Source organism: Citrobacter sp. RHBSTW-00881 (assembly GCF_013728515.1).
Lineage (GTDB): Bacteria > Pseudomonadota > Gammaproteobacteria > Enterobacterales > Enterobacteriaceae > Citrobacter > Citrobacter braakii.
In genome coordinates, this window is sequence record NZ_CP056269.1 from 1,224,692 (window position 1) to 1,249,083 (window position 24,392).

Consider the following 24,392-nt stretch of genomic DNA (forward strand, 5'->3'; position numbering starts at 1 on the left):
TGAACGATTCAGCATAAATAAACTATAAACTCGGTGAATGTATTGTGTGGGTTTCGATAACTAAAAAATAAGAACCAGTCTCAGGAGGAGAGACTGGTCACAGGGGAGTAGCATTTAGCGGCCAGCATTTTTCATGATACGCGCTTTATCTAACTGCCATTCGCGTTCTTTCACATCAGAGCGCTTGTCGTGCTGTTTCTTACCTTTCGCAACGCCAATTTTCACTTTGCACCAGGCATTCTTCCAGTACAACGAAAGCGCAACGACGGTATAACCATCACGATTCATACGACCATACAGGGAGTCGAGTTCACGCTGGTTTAACAACAGCTTACGGGTCCGAGTGGGGTCGCATACCACGTGTGTTGAGGCCACCGCCATTGGCGTGAAGTTGGCGCCAAACAGGAACGCTTCGCCGTCTTTGAGTATGACATAGCTGTCGCCGATGTTGGCTTTACCCGCGCGCAGGGATTTGACTTCCCAACCTTGCAGGGCGAGTCCTGCTTCGAACTCTTCTTCAATAAAGTATTCGTGTCGTGCGCGCTTGTTTAGCGCGATTGTGGCTGAGCCAGGTTTGTGTGCTTTTTTCTTCGTCATAATGCCGCTCAGTATAGGTAATCTGGAATCGAAAAACACCCCATTTCATCCAGCGGGGCGCAAGGCGCTATCTTAGCACGAGTTAGGCTATAGCGTTTTTTTTAGCGGGTGATAAATGGTATTATTTGTGTGATTGATATTGATGGGAATTGTTATGCCTCAGATTAGCCGGACCGCTTTAGTACCCTACAGTGCGGAACAGATGTATCAGCTAGTGAATGATGTTAAGTCCTATCCTCAGTTTTTGCCGGGTTGCACCGGTAGCCGCGTACTGGAGTCGACTCCGGGACAAATGACGGCCGCTGTGGATGTCTCGAAAGCAGGGATCAGCAAAACGTTCACCACGCGCAATCAACTGACCAGTAATCAGAGCATTCTGATGCATCTGGTCGATGGGCCGTTCAAGAAGCTGATTGGCGGCTGGAAGTTTACGCCACTGAGTCATGAAGCGTGTCGTATTGAATTTCACCTCGATTTTGAGTTCACCAATAAGTTAATCGAGCTGGCGTTTGGCCGTATCTTTAAAGAACTGGCTTCAAATATGGTGCAGGCCTTCACGGTTCGCGCGAAAGAGGTTTACAGTGTCAGCGTCGGCTAAAATTGTCGTTGAAGTGGCGTACGCGCTACCCGAGAAACAGTATTTACAGCGCGTAACGCTGCAGCAGGGCGCAACGGTGGAAGAGGCTATCCGCGCTTCCGGGCTGCTGGAATTACGTACCGATATCGATCTCAGTAAAAATAAAGTGGGTATCTACAGCCGTCCGGTAAAGCTTGCTGATGTTCTGCATGACGGCGATCGGGTGGAAATTTACCGGCCACTGATTGCTGACCCAAAAGAGCTGCGCAGACAGCGAGCAGAGAAATCCGCTAAAAAGTAACAGACAATAAAAAAGGTGCTCATTGAGCACCTTTTTTTGATCTCTCAAACCTACTTGTTATCGGTCAAAGCGGGTTTGTTATCAATGTTGGTCAATACGCCGCTGCTGTTAAAGGTCAGCGTCAGCGTTTGCTGGGTTACGCCTTCATGTCCAGGTTGCTGACGGAACACATAAAACCAGGTGTTAGTGCCAAAAGGATCGGACATCATTGGTGTACCCAGAGCATAAGCAACCTGCTGTTGCGTCATACCCGTGCGCACTTTAGCGACATCGGTAGGTGTCAGATAATTTCCCTGGTTGATGTCAGGGCGGTAAACCACTCGCTCCAGAGTGGAACAGCCTGCAGTCAACATCAGTAGTACTGCTGCAGCAGCAGTCAGCGTTTTACAGCGCATAGTGATTTGATTCCTTTTCGGGCCCGAGCAGTACGCGGCTCATATGTAATATGCCGATGATAATAGACCTTTCACCACTTTAAAACCTTTTGCTGTCGGGTCGGTCGGCGATTTTATGTTGAACTCAGACCTTCACAAGGTAAAAAAGTTTATGCCGCCAGCAGTTCTTTTGCATTTGCGAGGGTATTGCGCGTCACTTCGCTACCGCCAAGTAGACGGGCTAATTCCTGCAGGCGAGCGCGTTTATCAAGCGGCTGCATGTGTGTTTCCGTCATCGCGCCATCTGTTTCTTTGCTGACATAGAAATGTTGATGACCACAGCCCGCAACCTGCGGCAGGTGAGTAACACACATTACCTGCGTTGACTCGCCCAACTGTCGCAACATTTTACCCACTACCGCAGCCGTCGGGCCGCTGATACCAACATCCACCTCATCGAAAATTAGCGCAGGCGTTTCCATCTTACGTGCTGTAATGACCTGAATAGCCAGCGCAATACGTGACAGTTCCCCGCCGGAAGCGACTTTCGCAATTGGCTGTAACGGCTGACCTGGGTTAGTGGTCACTTTAAACTCCACGCGATCGGCACCGTCTGCGCTCAGATGATGTTCCTCAAATTTCACATCAATGCAAAAGACACCGTGTGGCATCGAGAGAGCATGCATGCTCTCTGTAATAAGTTGTCCCAGTTCCTGCGCATAATGCTGACGCTGTTGGTGCAGCATTTTTGCCGTTTCCAGCGCCTGCTGGTGGTGATTGTTCACCGCCAGGGTTAAGGTTTCGAGCGAGTCGGCCTGATCGTCCAGTTGCTGTTGTTCATCCAGCAACGACTGATAGAACTGTGGCAGCACTTCAGGGGCAACATGATGCTTACGCGCCAACGAGATTTGCCTGGAGATACGCTGTTCGAGTTCGAACAAGCGGTTAGGGTCTAAATCCAGACGATCGCAATAGTGGCGCAGCTCGTCGCTGGCTTCGCTGAGCTGGATGGTGGCCTCTTCCAGCATATCCAGAATACCTGAAAGTTTGCCGTCCATGCCTGCCAGTTCAGTGACCAGGTGTTTTGCGGTGTACAGTTGGCTTTGCAGATTGATGTCTTCACCATCAGCCAGGATAGCCAGCGCCTGTTGGCTGGTGGTGAGCAATTGCCCACTGTTAGCCAGGCGCTTGTACTCTTCATCGATTTGCTCAAACTCACCCGGCTGCGGATTGAATTCGTTCAGTTCCTTTAACTGGTATTGCAACAATTCCGCCCGGGCTGCGCGTTCCAGGCTTTGTTGCTGATGATGCGCCAGGTCACGGCAACTTTGGTGCCATAGTTGGTAGCGCGCAGCCATTTCCTGGGTCAGAGACGCTTCATTGGCGTAACCATCAAGCAGGGATTTTTGGTGTTCTGATTTTGTCAGGAGCTGATGCGCATGCTGGCCATGGATTTGAATAAGTAACTGGCCCAGCTCGCGCAACTGCGATAACGGAACGGCGGTTCCGTTAATAAACCCACGGGAGCGGCCATCGCTGCTGATAACGCGACGCAGCAAACACTCACGGCCTTCCTCAAGCTGGTTCTCTTCCAGCCAGCGCAGGGCTGCGGGGGTATCTTTTAAGGCAAAACGGGCGCAGAGGTCGGCTCGCATGGCGCCTGCACGCACCATGTCTGCGTCTGCGCGTCCGCCCAGACACAAACCGAGAGCATCAATGGCAATGGACTTACCCGCACCGGTCTCACCGGTGATAACGGTCATTCCGTTCTGGAAATCGATCTCAAGTTCACGAACGATAGCAAAATTGCTGATGGTCAGTTGTGCCAACATAGCTGTTTTCCTGTATGAAAAACCATAACTGTAATTTCATACAGTATAAACTGGTTTTTTATACAGTAAAGAGGTTGGCGTTAAATTAGAATAATTTTTTTGACCAACCAAGCTTAGTGCTTAATGTGTTGAAATAGCTGTAATCTTTTGGATGTATCAGGTTCAGATGATAATCACAGCGGCGAATCAATACGTCTTCACCTTCCTGTATAGGTAGGGCGATTTGGCTGTCACAGCTGATCTCCAGATCGTTACGGCGATGGGAAAAGCGCAGGCGAATGGTGCTGCTACTGTTGATCACCAGCGGTCGCGCGGAAAGCGTATGCGGAAACATGGGTACCAGCGTAATAGCATCCAGAGAAGGCGTCAGAATTGGGCCTCCGGCAGAGAGCGAGTAGGCGGTAGAGCCGGTCGGCGTCGAGATAATCAGCCCATCTGAACGTTGGGAGAAGGCAAAAATTTCATCGATATAGACTTCAAATTCAATCATGTGCGCCACTTTCCCGGGGTGCAGCACAACTTCATTGATGGCAGTGCTAATGCGCTTCTGGCAATCCTGTTGACACACCTGAGCTTCGAGTAAAAAGCGCTTTTCGCTGATGTAGTGGCCTTCCAGCACGTCAGCTAACTGTTGCTGGGCATTGTCTGGGTCAAGGTCGGTCAAAAAACCGAGGTTGCCGCGGTTAATGCCAATAACCTTGATGTCATAACGTGCCAGGGTGCGTGCGGCGCCCAGCATATTGCCGTCGCCGCCGACTACCACGGCGAGGTCTGCCTGTTGGCCAATTTCTGCGAGCGTGCCGGTTTTCACATTTTTCAGCTGCAGTTCGTGGGCGATTTGTTGCTCAACGATAACCTCATAACCTTTGGTGCACAGCCAACGGTAGAGCATTTCATGTGTGGTCAGTGCAGTGGGGTGACGTGGATGCCCCACAATGCCAATACACTTGAAATGTTTGTTCATTTTCTCGAGGTCCTTGTAACGAAGATTAGTGACAATGTGAGTACTTCCCTTGAATCCCTGAATCTGATCCCCATAATAAGCCAAGTTAGCGAGATGAATGCGAAAAAAACGCGGAGAAATTCATGAGTAGTAAAGAACAGAAAACGCCTGAGGGGCAAGCCCCGGAAGAAATTATCATGGATCAGCACGAAGAAGTTGAGGCGGTTGAATCAGACGCTTCTGCTGAGCAGGTGGATCCGCGCGATGAAAAAATTGCGAATCTGGAAGCTCAGCTTGCTGAGGCCGAAACTCGCGAGCGCGACAGCGTGTTGCGTATCAAAGCGGAAATGGAAAACCTGCGTCGTCGTACCGAACTGGACGTAGAAAAAGCGCATAAGTTTGCGCTGGAAAAATTCGTCAACGAACTGCTGCCGGTGCTGGATAGCCTGGACCGCGCGCTGGAAGTTGCGGATAAAGATAATGACGCTATGGCGGCGATGGTTGAAGGTATTGAGCTGACCCGTAAGTCAATGCTGGATGTCGTGGCGAAGTTTGGTGTACAGGTGGTTGCGGATATCGATGTGCCGATGGACCCGAACGTGCACCAGGCAATTGCAATGGTAGAGTCTGACGACGTTGCTGCCGGTAATGTGCTGATGGTAATGCAGAAAGGCTATACGCTGAACGGACGTACCATCCGCGCCGCGATGGTCTCTGTGGCGAAAGCCAAAGGCTAATCAGCCTTCAGGCCGGGTAATGCTCACGCGCTACCCGGCCTGAATTATTCTCACTGGTCCGACACGCTTTCCCGTAGCGGTTTGACCGGCAATACCTGCACCTGTTTAATCATATTGTCCTGCACGTCGAGAATATCGATATCGTACTGTCCGATGCGCACACGCGTGCCGGCAACCGGGATCTCTTCCAGCGCTTCAAGAATAATACCATTCACGGTACGTGCGTCATCTTCCGGCAGGTGCCAGTTAAACGCCTTATTGATTTCACGAACGTTGGCGCTGCCGTCAATGATCACCGAGCCATCATTCTGCGGCGTTACCTCTTCGGCAAGCGTGGGTGACATTGAAGTGGTGAAGTCGCCGACAATCTCTTCCAGAATATCTTCGACCGTGACCAGCCCCTGAATATCGCCATATTCATTAACAACCAGACCCACTTTCTTCTTGTTTCGCTGAAACTTAATGAGCTGGGTGCTGAGAGGCGTACCTTCCGGGACGTAATAAATTTCGTCGGCGGCACGTAACATGGTCTCTTTGGTGAACTCTTTTTTCTCTGCCATCAATCGCCAGGCTTCACGTACGCGCAGCATACTGATGGCGTCGTCCAGCGAGTCGCGGTACAGCACAATACGGCCATGTGGAGAGTGCGAAAGCTGACGCACGATTGACTTCCAGTCATCGTTAATATCAATGCCGATGATTTCGTTACGCGGGATCATGATGTCATCGACGCTGACTTTTTCCAGATCCAGCACTGACAGCAGCATATCCTGGTTACGGCGTGAAATTTGCGAGCGCGATTCATTCACCAGCGTTCGCAGTTCATCTTTACTCAGCGAACCGCTCACCACGATATCCGTTTTGATGCCCATCATGCGCATAAGTAGCCGCGTGATGGTGTTGAGTAGCCACACCAACGGCATCATCAGAATCTGCAGTGGAGCCAGCAGTACACTGCTCGGATAGGCGACTTTTTCTGGATACAGCGCAGCAATAGTCTTGGGCAGTACTTCGGCAAAAACCAGCACGACAAACGTCAGTACCCCAGTGGCAATGGCGACACCCGCATCGCCATACAGGCGCATACCGACAATGGTGCCGAGCGCGGAGGCCAGAATATTCACCAGATTATTACCGATGAGCACCAGGCTTATCAGGCGGTCCGGCTTACGAAGTAGCTTTTCAACGCGTTTTGCCTGACGATTTCCCTGCTTGGCCCGATGACGTAGACGATAGCGATTCAGGGTCATCATTCCGGTTTCAGAACCGGAAAAATAGGCGGAAATGACCACCATGATGAGAAGCGTGATAATGAGCGTGGTGGTGGAGATGTGTTCCACGTAGGGTTCCTTAAAGATTTAACTCACGAACTGCTGCAGGATACGACTGCCGAAATAGGCCAGCGTTAGAATGCCTGCGCCTGCGACGTTAAACCATACGACGCGACGTCCGCGCCAGCCTTCATGGTAATGCCCCCACAACAGAACGATATAGACAAACCATGCCACGATAGAGAGAACGGCTTTATCAATGTTCTCGGTACTGAACAGGTTATGCATGTAAAACAGGCCAGTGCACAGGGTGAGCGTCAGCAGAACCACGCCAATTTGGGTGATATGAAACATTTTCCGCTCAATACTCATTAGCGGCGGCATCTCATTGCTGAAGGCCAGTTTTTTGTTTTTCAACTGGTAGTCGATCCATGCCAGTTGCAGCGCATACAGTGCGGCGATAATCAGCGTGGCGTAAGCGAATAGCGATAGCCCGATGTGAATCATCATGCCCGGTGTAGCTTCGAGATGGGTGATGAACTCGTTCGGCATAAACGTGGCGAAGGCCAGGTTGATTAGCGCAAAGGCGTAGACAATGGGCAGCAATAGCCAGCCACGATTGCGGGAAGCGACGATAGTCATTACCGTACAGATCATCAGGCTAACCAGCGAGCCGACGTTCAACAGACTCAGGTTTTGTCCGCTTTCACCGCCGGGCAGAATTCGCGCTTCCAGGGCGATAGCATGACTTACCAGCGCGACGACCGCAGAGAGAATAGCCATACGCCGCCAGCCGCTGTTTTTTTGCAGCAGAGCGGGAATAATCAGCGCAAGGCTGACTGAGTAGGCGACAAGGGCAAGCAGAGCAAAAACGGGCATATAGGTGTCGACAGTTGGCCAGTGATAAAGAAAAACAGTATAGCGTTACGTGACCGCTGCTCCAACCGTTGCATAACAACAAAGGCGGCTTCATGTTATACTGCGACAAATTTCTGTTGATGTGTCGCTGTCGCGACCGACCGTTTCCACCCCAGGCGAGAGACAATGTTTGATAATTTAACCGATCGTTTGTCGCGCACGCTGCGCAATATCAGTGGCCGTGGACGCCTTACTGAAGACAACGTTAAAGAGACGCTGCGCGAAGTGCGCATGGCGCTGCTGGAGGCTGACGTAGCGCTGCCGGTAGTGCGTGAGTTTATCAATCGCGTAAAAGAGAAAGCGGTTGGTCATGAAGTTAACAAAAGCCTGACGCCGGGTCAGGAGTTCGTCAAGATTGTCCGTAACGAACTGGTTGCGGCAATGGGCGAAGAAAACCAGACCCTGAATCTGGCTGCACAGCCGCCAGCCGTTGTGCTGATGGCTGGTCTGCAGGGGGCGGGTAAAACGACCAGCGTCGGTAAGCTGGGGAAATTCCTGCGTGAGAAGCACAAGAAGAAAGTGCTGGTGGTCTCCGCGGACGTTTATCGCCCGGCGGCGATAAAACAGCTGGAAACGCTGGCCGAGCAGGTCGGTGTGGACTTCTTCCCGTCGGATGTCGGCCAGAAGCCGGTCGATATCGTTAACGCCGCGCTGAAAGAAGCCAAACTCAAATTCTACGACGTGCTGCTGGTGGATACCGCCGGTCGCCTGCACGTTGATGAAGCGATGATGGACGAAATCAAACAGGTCCACGCTTCTATTAAGCCGGTTGAAACGCTGTTTGTGGTCGATGCCATGACCGGTCAGGATGCCGCGAATACCGCAAAAGCCTTCAACGAAGCGCTGCCGTTAACCGGTGTCGTGCTGACCAAAGTTGATGGTGATGCTCGTGGTGGTGCGGCGCTCTCTATTCGTCATATCACCGGCAAGCCGATTAAATTCCTCGGCGTCGGCGAGAAAACCGAAGCGCTGGAGCCGTTCCACCCGGATCGTATTGCTTCGCGTATTCTCGGCATGGGTGACGTGCTGTCGCTGATCGAAGATATCGAAAGCAAGGTCGACCGCGCGCAGGCAGAGAAATTAGCCAGCAAGCTGAAAAAAGGCGACGGCTTCGATCTCAACGATTTCCTTGAGCAGCTCAACCAGATGAAAAACATGGGCGGCATGGCAAGCCTGATGGGCAAGCTGCCGGGCATGGGGCAGATCCCAGACAACGTGAAATCGCAGATGGACGATAAAGTGCTGGTGCGTATGGAAGCCATCATCAATTCGATGACGATGAAAGAACGCGCTAAGCCGGAAATCATCAAAGGTTCCCGTAAACGCCGTATTGCTGCCGGCTGCGGTATGCAGGTACAGGACGTAAACCGCCTTCTGAAACAGTTCGACGACATGCAGCGCATGATGAAGAAAATGAAGAAAGGCGGTATGGCGAAGATGATGCGTGGCATGAAGGGTATGATGCCGCCAGGCTTCCCTGGTAGATAAATATATCGGGCTACCTAATTTGCCTTTTTGGCGTCGGGGTGGGCTCGAAATGCTCACGTACTGCATGTACGTTCCGCTTTCTGCGCGCACACTGACGCCAAACTGGCTGCAGTGGTAACGCCCTGGTATAAAGCCTCATCACATGTTGATTGCTTTTTTCCCAGAAATCAGTAAAATTTTCGGGCTTTTAATATGACACCCGGGCTCCGTTCCTCGATGGGGCCTGGGTGTTTTATTCACACAAGAGGATGTTATGGTTACTATTCGTTTAGCTCGTCACGGCGCTAAAAAGCGTCCGTTCTACCAGGTTGTTGTTACCGACAGCCGTAATGCACGCAACGGTCGCTTCATCGAGCGCGTTGGCTTCTTTAACCCAATCGCTAGCGAAAAAGAAGAAGGCACTCGCCTGGATCTGGATCGCATCGCTCACTGGGTTGGCCAGGGCGCGACTATTTCTGATCGCGTAGCTACGCTGATCAAAGCAGCAAACAAAGCAGCTTAATCTGTCACGGTGGTCATGATGAGCAAGCAACTCGCCGCGCAGGCTCCTGTGGAACCCATCGTTTTGGGGAAAATGGGGTCTTCTTACGGTATCCGTGGTTGGCTCAGAGTGTTTTCTTCCACTGAAGACGCCGAAAGCATTTTTGACTATCAGCCCTGGTTTATCCAGAAGGCGGGTCAGTGGCAGCAAGTACAGCTGGAAAGCTGGAAGCACCACAATCAGGATCTGATCATCAAGCTGAAAGGCGTTGACGATCGTGATTCGGCGAATCTACTGACTAATTGCGAAATTGTCGTGGATTCCTCGCAGTTGCCAGCGCTGGAAGATGGTTCCTACTACTGGAAAGACCTTATGGGCTGCCAGGTAGTGACCACTGAAGGTTACGATCTCGGTAAAGTCGTCGATATGATGGAAACCGGTTCGAATGACGTCATTGTCATTAAGGCAAACCTGAAAGATGCGTTTGGTATCAAGGAACGTCTTGTACCGTTCCTCGATGGGCAGGTTATCAAGAAAGTCGATCTCGCTACTCGTACTATCGAAGTAGATTGGGATCCTGGTTTTTAAACCACCGGATAAACGGTAAAAGTCGGCGTTATGGGGATTGGCTTGTGTTTATAGGTATCGTTAGCCTGTTTCCAGAAATGTTCCGCGCAATTACCGATTACGGGGTAACTGGCCGGGCAGTAAAAAATGGCCTGCTGAACATCCAGAGCTGGAGTCCTCGTGACTTTACTCATGACCGGCACCGTACCGTGGACGATCGTCCTTACGGCGGCGGACCGGGGATGTTAATGATGGTGCAACCTTTACGGGACGCCATTCATGCAGCAAAAGCTGCGGCTGGTGAAGGCGCAAAGGTGATTTATCTGTCACCTCAGGGACGCAAGCTTGATCAAGCGGGCGTTAGCGAACTGGCCACGAATCAAAAGCTGATTCTGGTGTGTGGTCGCTATGAAGGAATAGATGAGCGCGTGATTCAAACCGAAATTGACGAAGAATGGTCAATCGGCGATTACGTTCTCAGCGGTGGTGAGTTACCGGCAATGACGCTGATCGACTCCGTTTCTCGGTTTATTCCGGGAGTTCTGGGTCATGAAGCTTCAGCAATCGAAGATTCGTTTGCTGATGGGTTGCTGGATTGCCCGCACTATACCCGACCTGAAGTGTTAGAACAGATGGAAGTACCGGCAGTGTTACTGTCGGGGAACCACGCTGAGATACGTCGCTGGCGTTTAAAACAGTCGCTGGGCCGGACCTGGCTTAGAAGACCTGAACTTCTGGAAAACCTGGCTCTGACTGAAGAGCAAGCAAGGTTGCTGGCGGAGTTCAAAACGGAACACGCACAACAGCAGCATAAACATGATGGGCTGGTCTGAGACCCCCAAATATCAGTTTACCCAGGATAAGAGATTAAATTATGAGCAACATTATTAAGCAACTTGAACAAGAGCAGATGAAGCAGGACGTACCTTCCTTCCGTCCGGGTGATACCGTGGAAGTGAAAGTATGGGTTGTTGAAGGTTCCAAAAAACGTCTGCAGGCATTCGAGGGCGTGGTTATCGCTATTCGTAACCGCGGTCTGCACTCTGCATTCACTGTTCGTAAAATTTCCAACGGCGAAGGCGTTGAGCGTGTCTTCCAGACTCACTCTCCGGTAGTTGACAGCATTGCTGTTAAACGTCGTGGTGCTGTTCGTAAAGCTAAACTGTACTACCTGCGTGAGCGCACTGGTAAGTCTGCTCGTATCAAAGAGCGTCTTAACTAAGATTCGCGCAAGCGACATCCTGTTAGAAAAGGGCTGGCCGAAAGGCTGGCCCTTTTTTTATTCCGACCTTACTCTTTTGTTTTATTGCAATTGGATGACTGCGCGGCGCGCAGCCAGTTGAAGACTTTTACGGCGTAGCGATCACGACTGCAACCCGGCGGTTTTCAGCACGACCTTTTGACGTCTGATTACTGGCGATCGGGTATTTTTTCCCGAGTCCCTGCGTTGTCAGATTAGTGCGGGGAATGTTGGCGCCCTGTGCCCACGCATCGGCAACCACATTCGCGCGTTTGAGCGACAGCGCTTCGTTGTAGCTGTCTTCGCCGTAGTTATCGGTATGACCATCCATACGCGCATGGTTTAGCCCGGTAGCTGCCAGTTTGGATGCCATTTCCTGGATCTGTTTTTCACTTTCAGGGCGGAGCTTATAGTCGTTTTTGTCAAACAGGATGTTGTCAGACAGACCAAGAGACCAGTCTCCGGAAGCTTCGGTAAATCCGTACGATTTCATGGCTGCAATTTGCTCCGGGGTAAATTTTCCCTGAGGTGCCTGACAGCCTGCCAAAATCAGTAAAAGCAGAAGGAAAGGGGATGATAGACGTTTTAGCATGTGTAAGTCCTTATTTTTTAATAATGCGTTCAGAACGCAAATTTTTGGCCTGATACATATTTTTATCGGCAAGTTCTTGTAATTTCTCGGCAGAGGCATGTTCCCACGTCAGCGCAAAACCAATGCTGAGAGTCATGCTTGCCTGATGACCGTTATGCAGGTCAAAAGGTCGGTTAAACTCGTGTGACAGTGCCGCACAGATCCGCTGAACTTCGTATTCAGAGTGAACGCTGTACAGCACCATAGCGAACTCATCGCCGCCAAGTCTGTAGGGGTGATGTCGATTACCACCAAACTCGGACAGCCTGTTTGCAACTTCAATCAGGACCCGATCCCCCGCTGCGTGGCCCCAGGTATCATTAATAAATTTAAAATTATCACCATCAAGGAATAACAGTGCGGAGCTGCTGTGGGCGGCATGGTCATTCATCAGGGCGTTAATGCTGCTGCGAAATGCGGCGCGATTCGCCAGGCCGGTCAGCGGATCGTGTAGCGCCGTACGCAAAAGCTGGGCGTTCTTTGCCTGCAGTTTAAGTTGCCACTCCTCCATCTCGTCCAGCAGACTATTAAAATCCTGGGCAAAAAGGTGAAACTCTTCAATGCGCTCTTCTGAAACGCGCCGTGAAAAGTTACGGTTGGTACGAACATCATGTACCACCTCGGTTATATTTTGCAGGGCTTCCACGACGCCATTATGTAAATAACGAGTGAGCATTAATGCAATGCCAGAGGCCAACAGAATGCACCCGGTAAGGACGGCCAGCGACAAATAGATGAAATGGCTGATAACGCTATCGCGCGCAGTCAATCGCACTTCGCCGATGACGTTGCCATTATGCAAAATAGGTTGAGTGACCGGTTGTGGGAACAGCCAGTGGCTGATAAGTCCGCTGATTTTTTCAGTGGTATCCTGCGCGTTATAGCGCCAGGTGGCGATCACCTTCTGGTTTTTATTACGAACTTCTGCAACGGAAAATTGCCCCTGCTGGCCCAGTGCTGCCAGCGTTTCAGTTGCCGCGACGCCATCAGAAAAAACTAATGCTGCTTCAAGTGTGCGGGTCATGGTTGCAGCGGTCAGATCCAGGTTCTTTTGCGCATACTGTCTCAATGCCAGCACCGAAGAAATGCTGAGCAGCAGCCAGATCAGCGTCATAGTTACCAGAACGCTGATTATGCTGATACGCCGTAATGTCCGCTTAAACGTCGGGCGTGTTATGGGAGAATGGCCCTTATCCATGCTTCTGATTCCGTGCAAGCATTAATACGTCCGGACTGACCCTTACGCCACTGCGTGAAAGGGAATCCATATTTACGGAAAATCTCACATCTTCATCTTTAATTATGAGGCAAAAGGCGCTGCCAATAACGCATTCGGGGTTCTGTTCGGCAATTAATAGCAATGCCTTAGACGGATATTTATTCTTTAATTCCACCTGATAAGTAGGGGATTCTTTTCCAAAATAAAAGCCATCACACTGCGAAACTAATATTTCTTGTTCCGTACGAATGATGACGGGGAGATAGGGTAATGCTCCGGCACTGGTATCTCCCAGGACACTGGAAAAACGCGATGAAGAGAAAATACACAGTTTGGGGGGCCCGGACAGTGCAGGCCAGCGCGTATAACTGACGATGCCGGAAACCATAGCGCGTACAGATTTTGCTTCTTCCGTAACGCTTTGGGCGTACAGCGGTAATCCGGTCAGGAGCAGTGCCAGTAGAAGTATGAGTCGGTAAGAATAGCTCATGAATAGTTACCTACCAGCGTTTGCTGTAAAACGTCGAAATACATTCAAGATTATTTAGGACAAAATAACATTATTTTCCTAAGCCGTCATTATGCCAGGTGGAAAGCTATTAGTGATTTAAGTTAAATCTTAGTAATTTATAAAATATAAGCTATTGTTTAATTTAATCTTATTGAGGTGGCTCCTTCGTTTGCTCCTTTTTGCCAGGCACTGTGTAACTGGTCAATATTTTCGACCGTATCACAACTTGGGGGAAAGGTTTTACCGGTCAAACCTCTGGCGTAAACAAAATCCGGCTGGCAGATTTTACGTTGTCCCTCGGCATAACCCTTAAGATATTCCGTACGATCGACTTCGGGGTCATTGTAGTTGTCGGCAAGAGTTTCATTATCTTTAACGGCATACCCCGAAATGGCATCTTGTATTCCGGCGTCGTACCAGGCGGTCCCCGTCCATGTGGGGGCGTGGGTATAAGGATCTATCTGACATCCGCTAAGAAGTAATAGAAATAGGGTGCTGATGAGTTGCTTCATTGCCTGTACTCCCTCGTTTTTTTAAGCATAGTGGATCTCAATATCGGATGGTGTAAATTTTAATGTACGAAACAGAGGGCGTGTTCTGTCATTAAATTGCATTCTGTAAATTAAAATTTACGGTTTGTGGATTGAAATCTTTACCTGTTGTGTTATCGTTATCACCTCCTCGCTGAGGATCAACTATCGCAAACGAGCTAAACAGGATCACCATCATGCAAAAAGACGCGCTGAACAACGTACATATTACCGACGAACAGGTTCTGATGACTCCGGAGCAGCTGAAAGCTGAATTCCCGCTGAGCCAGGCGCAAGAAGCGCAAATCTCCCAGTCGCGTAAAACCATTTCAGATATTATCTCTGGTCGCGATCCGCGCCTGCTGGTGGTATGTGGTCCGTGTTCCATTCACGATCCTGAAATGGCTATTGAGTACGCTCGTCGGTTTAAAGCCCTTGCCGCAGAGGTCAGCGATAGCCTCTACCTGGTGATGCGCGTCTATTTTGAAAAACCCCGTACCACCGTCGGCTGGAAAGGGTTAATTAACGATCCTCATATGGATGGCTCTTTTGATGTTGAAGCCGGCCTGAAAATTGCGCGTCAGCTGCTGCTTGAACTGGTGAATATGGGACTTCCGCTGGCAACTGAAGCGCTGGATCCCAATAGCCCGCAATACCTGGGCGATCTGTTTAGCTGGTCTGCAATCGGTGCGCGTACCACGGAATCGCAGACTCACCGCGAAATGGCTTCCGGTCTTTCGATGCCGGTCGGCTTTAAGAACGGTACTGACGGTAGCCTGGCGACCGCCATTAACGCGATGCGCGCGGCGGCACAGTCGCACCGCTTTGTTGGTATTAACCAGGCTGGACAGGTTGCACTGCTGCAAACTCAGGGTAACCCGGACGGTCACGTGATCCTGCGCGGTGGTAAAGCGCCGAACTACAGCCCGGCAGATGTCGCCCAGTGCGAAAAAGAGATGGAGCAGGCGGGACTACGACCTTCTCTGATGGTAGATTGCAGTCATGGTAACTCCAATAAAGATTACCGCCGCCAGCCTGCCGTGGCTGAATCCGTGATTGCACAAATCAAAGATGGCAATCGCTCGATCATTGGCTTGATGATTGAAAGTAATATTCACGAAGGCAACCAGTCTTCTGAACAGCCGCGTAGCGAAATGAAATACGGCGTGTCTGTAACTGATGCCTGCATTAGCTGGGAAATGACGGATGCGCTACTGCGTGAAATTAGCCAGGATTTAAACGGCCAGCTGTCGGCGCGTGTAGCATAAGAGGTTGGTTATGGTTGCTGAATTGACCGCATTACGCGATCAAATTGATGAAGTCGACAAGGCGCTGCTGGGTTTACTGGCACGTCGCCTGGAGCTGGTGGCCGAAGTCGGTGAAGTAAAAAGCCGCTTTGGGCTGCCTATCTACGTGCCGGAACGGGAAGCCTCTATGCTGGCCTCCCGCCGGGCGGAAGCGGAAGCCCTTGGCGTGCCGCCGGACCTGATTGAAGATGTGCTGCGCCGGGTTATGCGCGAGTCTTACTCCAGTGAGAACGACAAAGGATTTAAAACGCTTTGTCCTTCTCTGCGACCGGTGGTGATTGTCGGCGGCGGCGGTCAGATGGGACGTCTGTTCGAAAAAATGCTCACCCTGTCAGGTTATCAGGTACGGATCCTGGAACAGCAGGACTGGGATCGTGCGCCGGAGATCGTCTCTGATGCTGGCATGGTGATCGTCAGTGTGCCGATCCACGTCACTGAGCAGGTGATCGCCAAATTACCGCGTCTGCCGTCCGACTGCATCCTGGTGGATCTGGCTTCGGTGAAAAATGGTCCTTTGCAGGCGATGCTGGCGGCGCACGACGGCCCGGTGGTGGGATTACACCCCATGTTTGGCCCGGACAGCGGCAGTCTGGCAAAGCAGGTTGTCGTCTGGTGTGACGGACGTCAGCCGGAAGCTTATCAGTGGTTTCTGGAACAGATTCAGGTGTGGGGTGCGCGACTGCATCGGATCAGTGCTGTTGAACACGACCAGAACATGGCATTTATTCAGGCATTGCGTCACTTTGCGACCTTTGCTTACGGTCTGCATTTAGCGGAAGAGAATGTTCAACTGGAGCAGTTACTGGCACTCTCTTCGCCGATTTATCGCCTTGAACTGGCGATGGTCGGACGTCTGTTTGCCCAGGATCCGCAGCTCTATGCCGATATCATTATGTCGTCTGAGAGTAACCTTGCGCTGATCAAACGCTACTACCAACGTTTTGGTGAGGCGATTGGTTTACTGGAGCAGGGCGATAAGCAAGCGTTCATCGACAGCTTCCGTAAGGTGGAGCACTGGTTTGGTGATTATGCGAAACGCTTCCAGAATGAAAGCCGTACTTTGTTGCGCCAGGCTAACGATAGTCGCCAATAAATACGATGCTTGATGGCAACGCTGATGCGTTGTATCAGTCATACAAAGATCGGCTAAATAGAATGCCGGATAAGCGTAGCGCCATCCGGCATTGTCAAACGTTAACTTGGATCGACCGGCACCACATTCTCACTTGGATAGCAGCCAAGTACTTTCATCGAGCGCGTAATCTCACCTAACTCCTTCAATGCTTTTTGCATCTGGGGTGATTCCAGGTTGGCCTGGATATCAAGATAAAACATTTCTTCCCACGGATTGCCGTGAATCGGGCGTGACTCTAGTTTAGTCATAATCAGATTATGGTTGCGCAGTACCAGCAGAGCTTCTACCAGCGCACCGGCTTGTTGTCCTGTCGCCATCAGCAACGTGGTTTTTGCTGGCACCTGATCGGAAACATTGATTGCCTTGCGCGCCAGTACCACGAAGCGGGTGATGTTTTGCGTCTGATTAGCTTCGATATGCTCAAGAACCTGCAAACCGTATAGTACGCCTCCGGCTTCGCTCCCCAGAGCCGCCACGCGCGGTGAGTTAGCCTGCGCAACTTTTTCCATCGCCGCCGAGGTGCTTTCGGTGTACTCAATCTTCCAGTGTGGGTAACGACTCAGGAATTTGCTGCACTGCTGGAATGGCTGCGGATGGCTATATACCGTTTCAATGGTCTCGAGAGCTGTCGTGCCGGACACCAGTAGGCAGTGGTCAATCGTGATAGTCATCTCGCCAACGATAGACAGGCTGGTGTGCTGCAGCAGGTCGTAAACATCATTAATCCCACCGGAACTGGTGTTTTCAATCGGAACCACTGCGTAGTCAGCTTGTCCGGTTTCGACCTGATTAAAGATATCGGCAAATTTCGCGCAGCCGCTTTCTATAAATTGTTCAAAATGGCGGGCAGCATACTGACGTGCGGCAAGATGAGAATATGACCCTTTTGGCCCAAGGAAAGCAACGCGTGCTGAGTGCGGGTTAATTTTGTTCAGATGCTGCTGGAGCAGTGCCTGCTGAGTCAGGACGGAGTCTTCGATTATGAGCTGGAACAGGCGAGTGATGTAGTGAGCATCAAGATGATGTGCTTTGCCAAGCTGAATCAGTCGGTCCAATAGATCGCGCTCACGGTCGATATCACGAACTGGACGATGCGAAAGCAGCTTAGCTTTGCCAACTTCTACGGCCAGTCCACGTCGCTCAGCCAGTAGGGCCAGTAATTTTTCATCCAGCGTGCTGATCTTATCGCGCAGCGCCAGCAATGGGTTATCCGATGTCATAGTGTTGCCTTTCTTGTTATCAATAAAAAAGGCCCCCCGTTGTGGGAGGCCTTATTGTTCGTCTTCGCATTCTTTATCACACGACGAAACGCCTCCCATTCAGGGGAAGGTAAAAAAGAATGCGAAGAAGAACGGGACAAGTTTCATGTAATTTTCCTTTGGCTACGTCAGTAAAGTACCCGTACTGTTTTCACCCTGTCAACAAAAAACGCGCCCGGAGGCGCGTTGGCGATACACTCAATGTAAGGGACTACTCTTCTTCTGCTTCGACGAAGTTGGCGTCTTTGACTGAAGTTGTTGCACGACGGGCTTCGCCTTTGTGCTGCACTTTATTGAGCTGCCGTTCCAGCTTGTTGATCAAATCGTTAATTGCGGTGTACATATCCTCGTGTTTTGCGCTGGCGACCAGATGTCCGTTCGGTGTATTGATGGTGGCATCAGCAATGAAACCCTGCGGCTCCTTAGACAGAATGATATGTGGATTAATCAGATGAGTTTGCCATTTTTCGAGTTTGGCGAGACGGTCTGCGACATGCTGGCGAATTGCCGGAGTAATTTCCATTTGTTTACTGGTAATGTTCATTGTCATAAATTTTACCTCTTGTCTTTCCCGTCTTGGTGATTCCAGCATACCGTTCCTAATGTCAAAATGTGTGATGTTAATCACATTTTTTTGTCGCTTTTTGTCAAGAAAACCTTTTTGTGAGGCACCGCAGGAACAAGCGATTTTTTACTTGAGGAATACCTGAAAGCAAGCCATATTTGATGAGATGCGTTGCAGCTAAACCGCTTCAGTTGTGGCGTTTACGGATAAAAAAACGGCAGCCTTTGGGCTGCCGTTTGCATTCTGAGATAAATCAGGTATTGCTGCTGTTGGCGGCAATGATTTTCGCTACTTTTTCTGCCTGCGCATTCATCTGCATCTGGCGATAAGCATTTTCCATTAACGGCAGGGCATTGCGTGTTGCCTGGGTATCCGGGAAGTCGCGCAGCATGCCTTCCACACGGTTTACCACGGCAACCCATGCACCGCGGGCAGTGTAGTATTCCACAACGGAATATTCATACTTCGCCAGACGGTCTTTCAGGAATACCAGACGTTTGGTGGCGTCAGTGGTGTACTGGCTGTTCGGATAGCCACGTACCAGTTTGGAAAAGTCATTAAACGCAGCTCGGGCATGTTGCGGATCGCGATCGCTGCGATCAACACCAAAGAATCCTTGCAGTGCGCTATCATCCAGCGCCATATTGGTCAGGCCACGCATATACATGACATAATCAATGTTAGGGTGTGTCGGGTTAAGACGAATAAAACGATCGATGGCAGCCTGAGCAAGTGGCAGATCGGCGTTTTTGTAGTAGGCGTAGATGAGATCTAATTGCACCTGCTGAGAATACGGTCCAAATGGATAACGGTTATCCAACGCTTCTAATTGCGTTATTGCCTGTTTCCAGTTACCGTCCTGCAGCTTTTGCTGAGCAGTCGCGTAGATTTCATTTGGCGGATTATCGGGCACCTCTTCCTTTGAACCAGAGCAACCCGCCAAAAACAGGCTCAACGTGGCTGCTGCCACCAGATATTTCATGCGCGTCATGACGTTTTGACTTTCCTCAAAATGTTTTACGGGAGATTCTCTGTTCCTGCTCCCGGTTAAGACCAGCTACAATAGCACACTATATTAAACGGCAAAGCCGTAAAACCCAACGTTAAACGAAGAAGCAGTTTATGGCACAACGAGTAGAACTCACCGCAACAGTCTCCGAAAATCAGCTCGGTCAACGCTTAGATCAGGCTTTGGCCGAATTGTTCCCTGATTATTCGCGATCGCGCATAAAAGAATGGATCCTTGACCAGCGCGTACTGGTAAATGGCAATCTTTGCGATAAACCGAAAGAAAAAGTGTTGGGTGGAGAGCTAGTCTCCATCACTGCAGAAATTGATGAAGAGGTTCGTTTTGAACCTCAGGATATCCCACTGGATATCGTTTATGAAGATGATGATATTCTTGTCATCAACAAACCCCGTGACCTCGTAGTGCATCCGGGGGCCGGTAATCCTGATGGCACGGTATTGAATGCATTACTGCATTACTACCCGCCAATCGCGGATGTTCCACGTGCTGGTATCGTGCACCGTCTGGATAAAGACACGACCGGATTAATGGTGGTGGCAAAAACCGTTCCGGCGCAAACGCGTCTGGTGGAGTCGCTGCAACTGCGTGAAATTACCCGTGAGTACGAAGCCGTGGCGATTGGTCATATGACGGCAGGCGGAACCGTTGAGGAACCGATTAGCCGCCACCCGACCAAGCGTACGCACATGGCGGTACACCCGATGGGGAAACCGGCGGTGACGCACTATCGCATAATGGAACACTTCCGTGTGCACACGCGTCTGCGGCTGCGTCTGGAAACCGGACGTACGCACCAGATCCGCGTGCACATGGCGCATATCACCCATCCGCTGGTGGGCGATCAGGTCTACGGCGGTCGTCCGCGTCCACCGAAAGGCGCTTCTGACGAATTTATCTCCGTGCTGCGTAAGTTCGATCGTCAGGCGCTGCACGCGACTATGCTGCGTTTATATCACCCAATTTCAGGTATCGAAATGGAATGGCACGCACCGATTCCACAAGATATGGTGCAATTGATTGAAGTGATGCGCGCTGATTTCGAAGAACATAAGGATGATATTGCCTGGCTATGAGTAAGCTAATTGTCCCGCAGTGGCCGATACCGAAAGGTGTTGTGGCGTGTAGTTCTACCCGTATTGGCGGTGTTAGCATGCCGCCTTATGATTCGCTGAATCTGGGCGCCCATTGCGGCGACAACCCGGAGCATGTTGAAGAGAACCGCAAGCGGCTGTTTGCTGCGGGCAATCTGCCGTCAAAGCCAGTCTGGCTGGAGCAGGTCCACGGTAAGGATGTCCTGAAACTGACCGGCGAGCCTTATGCCTCCAAACGTGCGGATGCTTCTTACAGCAATACGCCGGGCACCGTGTGTGCAGTGATGACGGCCGACTGTCTGCCGGTGCTGTTTTGCAATCGCGCTGGAACGGAAGTCGCGGCGGCACATGCGGGTTGGCGCGGATTATGCGCCGGCGTGCTGGAAGAGACGGTGGCGTGTTTTGCCGACAAACCTGAAAACATTATTGCCTGGCTAGGCCCGGCGATTGGCCCGAACGCGTTTGAAGTGGGAGCAGAAGTTCGCGCAGCGTTCATGGCGAAAGATCCGCAAGCGGACCTCGCATTTGTACCGCATGGTGATAAATATCTGGCGAATATTTACCAGCTTGCGCGTCAGCGTCTGGCAAATATCGGAGTAGAGAACATCTACGGTGGCGACCGTTGCACCTTCAGCGAAAGTGAGACGTTCTTCTCTTATCGTCGCGACAATACCACGGGTCGTATGGCAAGTTTTATTTGGCTGATATAACCTAAAGAATCAAGACGATCCGGTACGTGTAATTTTCTTTTCACATAATTCAGGTCATTCACCTTGAATAATTGAGGGATGACCTCATTTAATCTCCAGTAGCAATTTTGACCTGTTATGGGAGGAGTTATGCGTCTGGATCGTCTTACTAATAAATTCCAGCTTGCTCTTGCCGATGCCCAGTCACTCGCATTGGGGCACGACAATCAATTCATCGAACCACTTCATCTAATGAGCGCCTTGCTGAATCAGGAAGGGGGATCGGTACGTCCTTTATTAACGTCTGCTGGCATTAATGCTGGCCAGTTACGTACAGCCATTGACCAGGCGTTGAGCCGGTTGCCGCAGGTAGAAGGTACCGGCGGTGATGTGCAGCCTTCTCAGGATCTGGTGCGTGTACTGAATCTTTGCGACAAGCTGGCGCAAAAACGTGGGGACAACTTTATTTCGTCAGAACTGTTCGTACTGGCGGCGCTTGAGTCACGCGGTACGCTGACCGATTTACTAAAATCAGCAGGTGCGACGACCGCGAATATCACTCAGGCAATTGAACAAATGCGTGGAGGTGAAAGCGTGAATGACCAGGGGGCTGAAGACCAACGTCAGGCCTTGAAAAAATATACCGTCGACCTGACCGAACGTGCCGAGCAGGGCAAACTCGATCCGGTTATCGGCCGTGATGAAGAAATTCGCCGTACCATTCAGGTACTGCAGCGGCGTACTAAAAATAACCCGGTGTTAATCGGCGAACCAGGCGTCGGTAAAACGGCCATCGTTGAAGGGCTGGCCCAACGAATTATCAATGGTGAAGTGCCGGAAGGCTTAAAAGGTCGCCGTGTGCTGGCGCTGGATATGGGCGCGCTGGTGGCTGGGGCCAAATATCGTGGTGAGTTTGAAGAACGCTTAAAAGGCGTGCTGAACGATCTCTCGAAACAGGAAGGCAATGTCATTCTGTTTATTGATGAGCTGCATACCATGGTTGGGGCGGGTAAAGCCGATGGCGCAATGGACGCCGGGAACATGCTGAAACCGGCGCTGGCACGCGGGGAACTGCACTGTGTAGGCGCAACAACGCTTGATGAATATCGCCAGTACATCGAAAAAGATGCGGCACTGGAACGTCGTTTCCAGAAAGTATTTGTAGCCGAACCTTCAGTAGAAGACACCATCGCGATTCTGCGTGGCCTGAAAGAACGTTATGAGCTGCACCACCATGTGCAGATCACTGACCCGGCGATTGTTGCGGCAGCTACGCTGTCTCACCGCTATATTGCCGATCGTCAGTTGCCGGACAAAGCTATCGACCTTATCGATGAGGCGGCATCCAGCATTCGTATGCAGATTGACTCCAAGCCGGAGGAACTCGACAGACTCGACCGCCGTATTATCCAGCTCAAACTGGAACAGCAGGCATTAATGAAAGAGTCTGATGAGGCGAGTAAAAAACGTCTCGATATGCTCAACGAAGAGCTGGACGATAAAGAGCGCCAGTATTCTGAATTAGAAGAAGAGTGGAAAGCTGAAAAAGCATCCCTTTCGGGAACGCAAACTATCAAGGCTGAGCTGGAGCAGGCGAAAATCGCTATCGAACAGGCGCGTCGTGTCGGCGACCTGGCGCGGATGTCTGAACTGCAGTACGGCAAAATTCCTGAACTGGAAAAACAGCTGGAAGCAGCCACCCAGTCTGAAGGCAAAACCATGCGTCTGCTGCGTAATAAAGTCACGGATGCAGAAATTGCAGAAGTGCTGGCGCGCTGGACCGGGATCCCGGTTGCTCGCATGCTGGAAGGCGAACGGGAAAAACTGTTGCGTATGGAGCAGCAGTTGCACAGCCGCGTGATTGGCCAGAACGAAGCGGTGGAAGCCGTTTCTAACGCTATCCGTCGTAGCCGTGCTGGCTTGTCCGATCCTAATCGCCCGATTGGTTCATTCTTGTTCCTCGGCCCAACCGGTGTCGGTAAAACTGAACTGTGCAAAGCGCTGGCAAACTTTATGTTCGACAGTGATGATGCCATGGTGCGTATCGATATGTCCGAGTTTATGGAGAAACACTCGGTGTCTCGTCTGGTCGGGGCGCCTCCGGGATATGTCGGCTATGAAGAAGGTGGATATCTGACAGAAGCGGTACGTCGTCGTCCTTACTCTGTCATCCTGCTGGATGAAGTGGAGAAAGCGCACCCGGATGTGTTCAATATTCTGTTGCAGGTGCTTGACGATGGTCGTCTGACTGACGGGCAGGGGAGAACGGTCGACTTCCGTAATACGGTTGTCATCATGACCTCGAACCTGGGGTCCGATCTGATTCAGGAACGCTTCGGCGAGCTGGACTACGGCCACATGAAGGATATGGTCCTGGGCGTCGTGAGCCATAATTTCCGCCCGGAATTCATCAACCGTATAGATGAAGTTGTTGTATTCCATCCGTTGGGTGAGCAGCACATTGCTTCTATTGCACAGATCCAACTGCAACGTCTGTACAAACGTCTGGAAGAGCGTGGCTATGAAATCCATATCTCTGACGAGGCGCTTAAACTGCTGAGTGCGAATGGTTACGATCCGGTGTATGGCGCACGTCCACTCAAACGTGCTATCCAGCAACAGATCGAAAACCCGCTGGCGCAGCAAATTCTGTCTGGTGAGCTGATTCCAGGCAAAACGATTCGGCTGGAAGTGAATGACGATCGCATTGTGGCAGTGCAGTAAGTCACAAAACGACAATAAACGAGCCCTGCGGGGCTCGTTTTTGTTTAAAAACAAAGCAAAAATCAATGTAATGGTTGAAAAGTAGTCGCTTGATAAGTTTTTTGTATTTTTAACTTGTCAGCCTGAAATAACTCCCTATAATGCGCCTCCACTGACACGTAACAACGGATTATAAACCGCCGGGTCAGCGGAGAAAGGCGAAAATAAACGCTTGACTCTGTAGCGGGATGGCGTAATATGCACACCCCGCGCCGCTGAGAAAAAGCGAAGCGGCACTGCTCTTTAACAATTTATCAGACAATCTGTGTGGGCACTCGAAGATACGGATTCTTAACGTCGCAAGACGAAAAATGAATACCAAGTCTCTGAGTGAAC

General features: G+C 50.8%; 27 protein-coding genes and 1 other annotated feature. Of the genes, 13 read left to right on the top strand and 14 right to left on the bottom strand.

Going from position 1 to position 24,392, the window contains the following annotated elements; all coding sequences use genetic code 11:
• Positions 1-114 precede the first annotated feature (114 nt).
• Entirely contained in the window at positions 115-597 is a 483-nt protein-coding gene (smpB, locus tag HV311_RS05755) for an SsrA-binding protein SmpB (RefSeq protein ID WP_003031211.1), read from the bottom strand.
• 154 nt (positions 598-751) lie between these two features.
• Between smpB and ratA the strand changes: the two genes are divergently transcribed.
• Both ratA and HV311_RS05765 read left to right on the top strand, forming a co-directional pair.
• Positions 752-1,195, top strand: coding sequence for a type II toxin-antitoxin system toxin RatA (gene ratA / locus HV311_RS05760; RefSeq protein WP_003031213.1), 444 nt, complete (start codon positions 752-754; stop codon positions 1,193-1,195).
• On the top strand, positions 1,179-1,475 hold the full coding sequence (locus tag HV311_RS05765) for an RnfH family protein (RefSeq protein ID WP_003839823.1): 297 nt from the start codon (positions 1,179-1,181) through the stop codon (positions 1,473-1,475). The genes ratA and HV311_RS05765 overlap by 17 nt, the downstream gene beginning before the upstream one ends.
• Before the next feature lie 50 nt (positions 1,476-1,525).
• Here the strand turns inward: HV311_RS05765 and bamE are convergent, their stop codons facing one another.
• The 3 genes from bamE to nadK form a co-directional block, all read right to left on the bottom strand.
• Positions 1,526-1,870, bottom strand: coding sequence for an outer membrane protein assembly factor BamE (gene bamE, locus HV311_RS05770; protein WP_003826401.1), 345 nt, complete (start codon positions 1,868-1,870; stop codon positions 1,526-1,528).
• 149 nt (positions 1,871-2,019) lie between these two features.
• The gene (recN, locus tag HV311_RS05775) at positions 2,020-3,681 is read right to left on the bottom strand and encodes a DNA repair protein RecN (RefSeq protein WP_016157188.1); all 1,662 of its coding nucleotides are present in this window, start codon (positions 3,679-3,681) and stop codon (positions 2,020-2,022) included.
• Positions 3,682-3,766: 85 nt separating this feature from the next.
• Positions 3,767-4,645, bottom strand: a complete 879-nt coding sequence (nadK, locus tag HV311_RS05780) for an NAD(+) kinase (RefSeq protein ID WP_016154073.1) — start codon at positions 4,643-4,645, stop codon at positions 3,767-3,769.
• 122 nt (positions 4,646-4,767) lie between these two features.
• Between nadK and grpE the strand changes: the two genes are divergently transcribed.
• Positions 4,768-5,361 carry a nucleotide exchange factor GrpE gene (grpE, locus tag HV311_RS05785; RefSeq protein WP_003031221.1) on the top strand — a complete coding sequence of 198 codons (594 nt, stop codon included), beginning with the start codon at positions 4,768-4,770 and terminating at the stop codon, positions 5,359-5,361.
• Between the two features lie 50 nt (positions 5,362-5,411).
• On the opposite strand, the gene HV311_RS05790 is transcribed toward grpE, so the two are convergent.
• A complete protein-coding gene (locus HV311_RS05790) occupies positions 5,412-6,701 on the bottom strand; it encodes an HlyC/CorC family transporter (protein WP_008785520.1) in 1,290 nt (429 codons plus the stop codon).
• 18 nt (positions 6,702-6,719) lie between these two features.
• A complete protein-coding gene (locus HV311_RS05795; RefSeq protein WP_003031224.1) occupies positions 6,720-7,511 on the bottom strand; it encodes a cytochrome C assembly family protein in 792 nt (263 codons plus the stop codon).
• Positions 7,512-7,676: 165 nt separating this feature from the next.
• Here HV311_RS05795 and ffh point away from each other — a divergent pair, with 165 nt between their 5' ends.
• The 5 genes from ffh to rplS all read left to right on the top strand — a co-directional run bounded on the left by ffh (position 7,677) and on the right by rplS (position 11,308).
• Complete coding sequence (ffh, locus tag HV311_RS05800) at positions 7,677-9,038, top strand: signal recognition particle protein (RefSeq protein WP_003031226.1); 1,362 nt, start codon at positions 7,677-7,679, stop codon at positions 9,036-9,038.
• A gap of 253 nt (positions 9,039-9,291) precedes the next feature.
• A complete protein-coding gene (gene rpsP, locus HV311_RS05805) occupies positions 9,292-9,540 on the top strand; it encodes a 30S ribosomal protein S16 (protein ID WP_003031228.1) in 249 nt (82 codons plus the stop codon).
• 18 nt (positions 9,541-9,558) lie between these two features.
• Complete coding sequence (gene rimM, locus HV311_RS05810) at positions 9,559-10,107, top strand: ribosome maturation factor RimM (protein ID WP_003031230.1); 549 nt, start codon at positions 9,559-9,561, stop codon at positions 10,105-10,107.
• Between the two features lie 44 nt (positions 10,108-10,151).
• Complete coding sequence (trmD, locus tag HV311_RS05815) at positions 10,152-10,919, top strand: tRNA (guanosine(37)-N1)-methyltransferase TrmD (protein ID WP_016157187.1); 768 nt, start codon at positions 10,152-10,154, stop codon at positions 10,917-10,919.
• Between the two features lie 41 nt (positions 10,920-10,960).
• Positions 10,961-11,308, top strand: a complete 348-nt coding sequence (rplS, locus tag HV311_RS05820) for a 50S ribosomal protein L19 (RefSeq protein WP_002914145.1) — start codon at positions 10,961-10,963, stop codon at positions 11,306-11,308.
• A 127-nt stretch (positions 11,309-11,435) separates the two neighbouring features.
• Here the strand turns inward: rplS and HV311_RS05825 are convergent, their stop codons facing one another.
• From HV311_RS05825 to HV311_RS05840, 4 genes are all read right to left on the bottom strand, one after another.
• Entirely contained in the window at positions 11,436-11,918 is a 483-nt protein-coding gene (locus tag HV311_RS05825; RefSeq protein WP_016154071.1) for an OmpA family protein, read from the bottom strand.
• Between the two features lie 10 nt (positions 11,919-11,928).
• Entirely contained in the window at positions 11,929-13,155 is a 1,227-nt protein-coding gene (gene dgcN, locus HV311_RS05830; protein ID WP_047414892.1) for a diguanylate cyclase DgcN, read from the bottom strand.
• Positions 13,148-13,666 (bottom strand): YfiR family protein, encoded by a 519-nt coding sequence (locus HV311_RS05835; protein ID WP_016157185.1) that lies wholly within the window; start codon positions 13,664-13,666, stop codon positions 13,148-13,150. Before HV311_RS05835 ends, dgcN begins: the two co-directional genes overlap by 8 nt.
• Before the next feature lie 158 nt (positions 13,667-13,824).
• Complete coding sequence (locus tag HV311_RS05840) at positions 13,825-14,199, bottom strand: DUF2799 domain-containing protein (RefSeq protein ID WP_016157184.1); 375 nt, start codon at positions 14,197-14,199, stop codon at positions 13,825-13,827.
• 215 nt (positions 14,200-14,414) lie between these two features.
• On the opposite strand from HV311_RS05840, the gene aroF reads away from it, so the two are divergent.
• On the top strand, positions 14,415-15,485 hold the full coding sequence (gene aroF / locus HV311_RS05845) for a 3-deoxy-7-phosphoheptulonate synthase AroF (RefSeq protein ID WP_016154067.1): 1,071 nt from the start codon (positions 14,415-14,417) through the stop codon (positions 15,483-15,485).
• Positions 15,486-15,495: 10 nt separating this feature from the next.
• Positions 15,496-16,617 carry a bifunctional chorismate mutase/prephenate dehydrogenase gene (tyrA, locus tag HV311_RS05850; protein WP_016154066.1) on the top strand — a complete coding sequence of 374 codons (1,122 nt, stop codon included), beginning with the start codon at positions 15,496-15,498 and terminating at the stop codon, positions 16,615-16,617.
• Positions 16,618-16,718: 101 nt separating this feature from the next.
• Here the strand turns inward: tyrA and pheA are convergent, their stop codons facing one another.
• The 4 genes from pheA to bamD all read right to left on the bottom strand — a co-directional run bounded on the left by pheA (position 16,719) and on the right by bamD (position 19,474).
• A complete protein-coding gene (gene pheA / locus HV311_RS05855; protein WP_191220841.1) occupies positions 16,719-17,879 on the bottom strand; it encodes a bifunctional chorismate mutase/prephenate dehydratase in 1,161 nt (386 codons plus the stop codon).
• A gap of 22 nt (positions 17,880-17,901) precedes the next feature.
• Positions 17,902-18,027: a sequence feature (Phe leader region), on the bottom strand.
• Positions 17,979-18,026: a pheA operon leader peptide PheL gene (gene pheL, locus HV311_RS05860; RefSeq protein WP_100250063.1), complete on the bottom strand. Its 48-nt coding sequence runs from the start codon at positions 18,024-18,026 to the stop codon at positions 17,979-17,981. It overlaps the preceding feature by 48 nt.
• 102 nt (positions 18,028-18,129) lie before the next feature.
• On the bottom strand, positions 18,130-18,468 hold the full coding sequence (raiA, locus tag HV311_RS05865; protein ID WP_003031244.1) for a ribosome-associated translation inhibitor RaiA: 339 nt from the start codon (positions 18,466-18,468) through the stop codon (positions 18,130-18,132).
• Positions 18,469-18,736: 268 nt separating this feature from the next.
• Positions 18,737-19,474 (bottom strand): outer membrane protein assembly factor BamD, encoded by a 738-nt coding sequence (gene bamD, locus HV311_RS05870; RefSeq protein ID WP_016154064.1) that lies wholly within the window; start codon positions 19,472-19,474, stop codon positions 18,737-18,739.
• Between the two features lie 131 nt (positions 19,475-19,605).
• On the opposite strand from bamD, the gene rluD reads away from it, so the two are divergent.
• The 3 genes from rluD (at position 19,606) to clpB (ending at position 24,017) form a co-directional block, all read left to right on the top strand.
• Positions 19,606-20,586: a 23S rRNA pseudouridine(1911/1915/1917) synthase RluD gene (gene rluD / locus HV311_RS05875; protein ID WP_191220842.1), complete on the top strand. Its 981-nt coding sequence runs from the start codon at positions 19,606-19,608 to the stop codon at positions 20,584-20,586.
• The gene (gene yfiH / locus HV311_RS05880) at positions 20,583-21,314 is read left to right on the top strand and encodes a purine nucleoside phosphorylase YfiH (protein WP_191220843.1); all 732 of its coding nucleotides are present in this window, start codon (positions 20,583-20,585) and stop codon (positions 21,312-21,314) included. Before rluD ends, yfiH begins: the two co-directional genes overlap by 4 nt.
• Positions 21,315-21,443: 129 nt before the next feature.
• On the top strand, positions 21,444-24,017 hold the full coding sequence (clpB, locus tag HV311_RS05885) for an ATP-dependent chaperone ClpB (protein WP_016154061.1): 2,574 nt from the start codon (positions 21,444-21,446) through the stop codon (positions 24,015-24,017).
• Positions 24,018-24,392 lie beyond the last annotated feature (375 nt).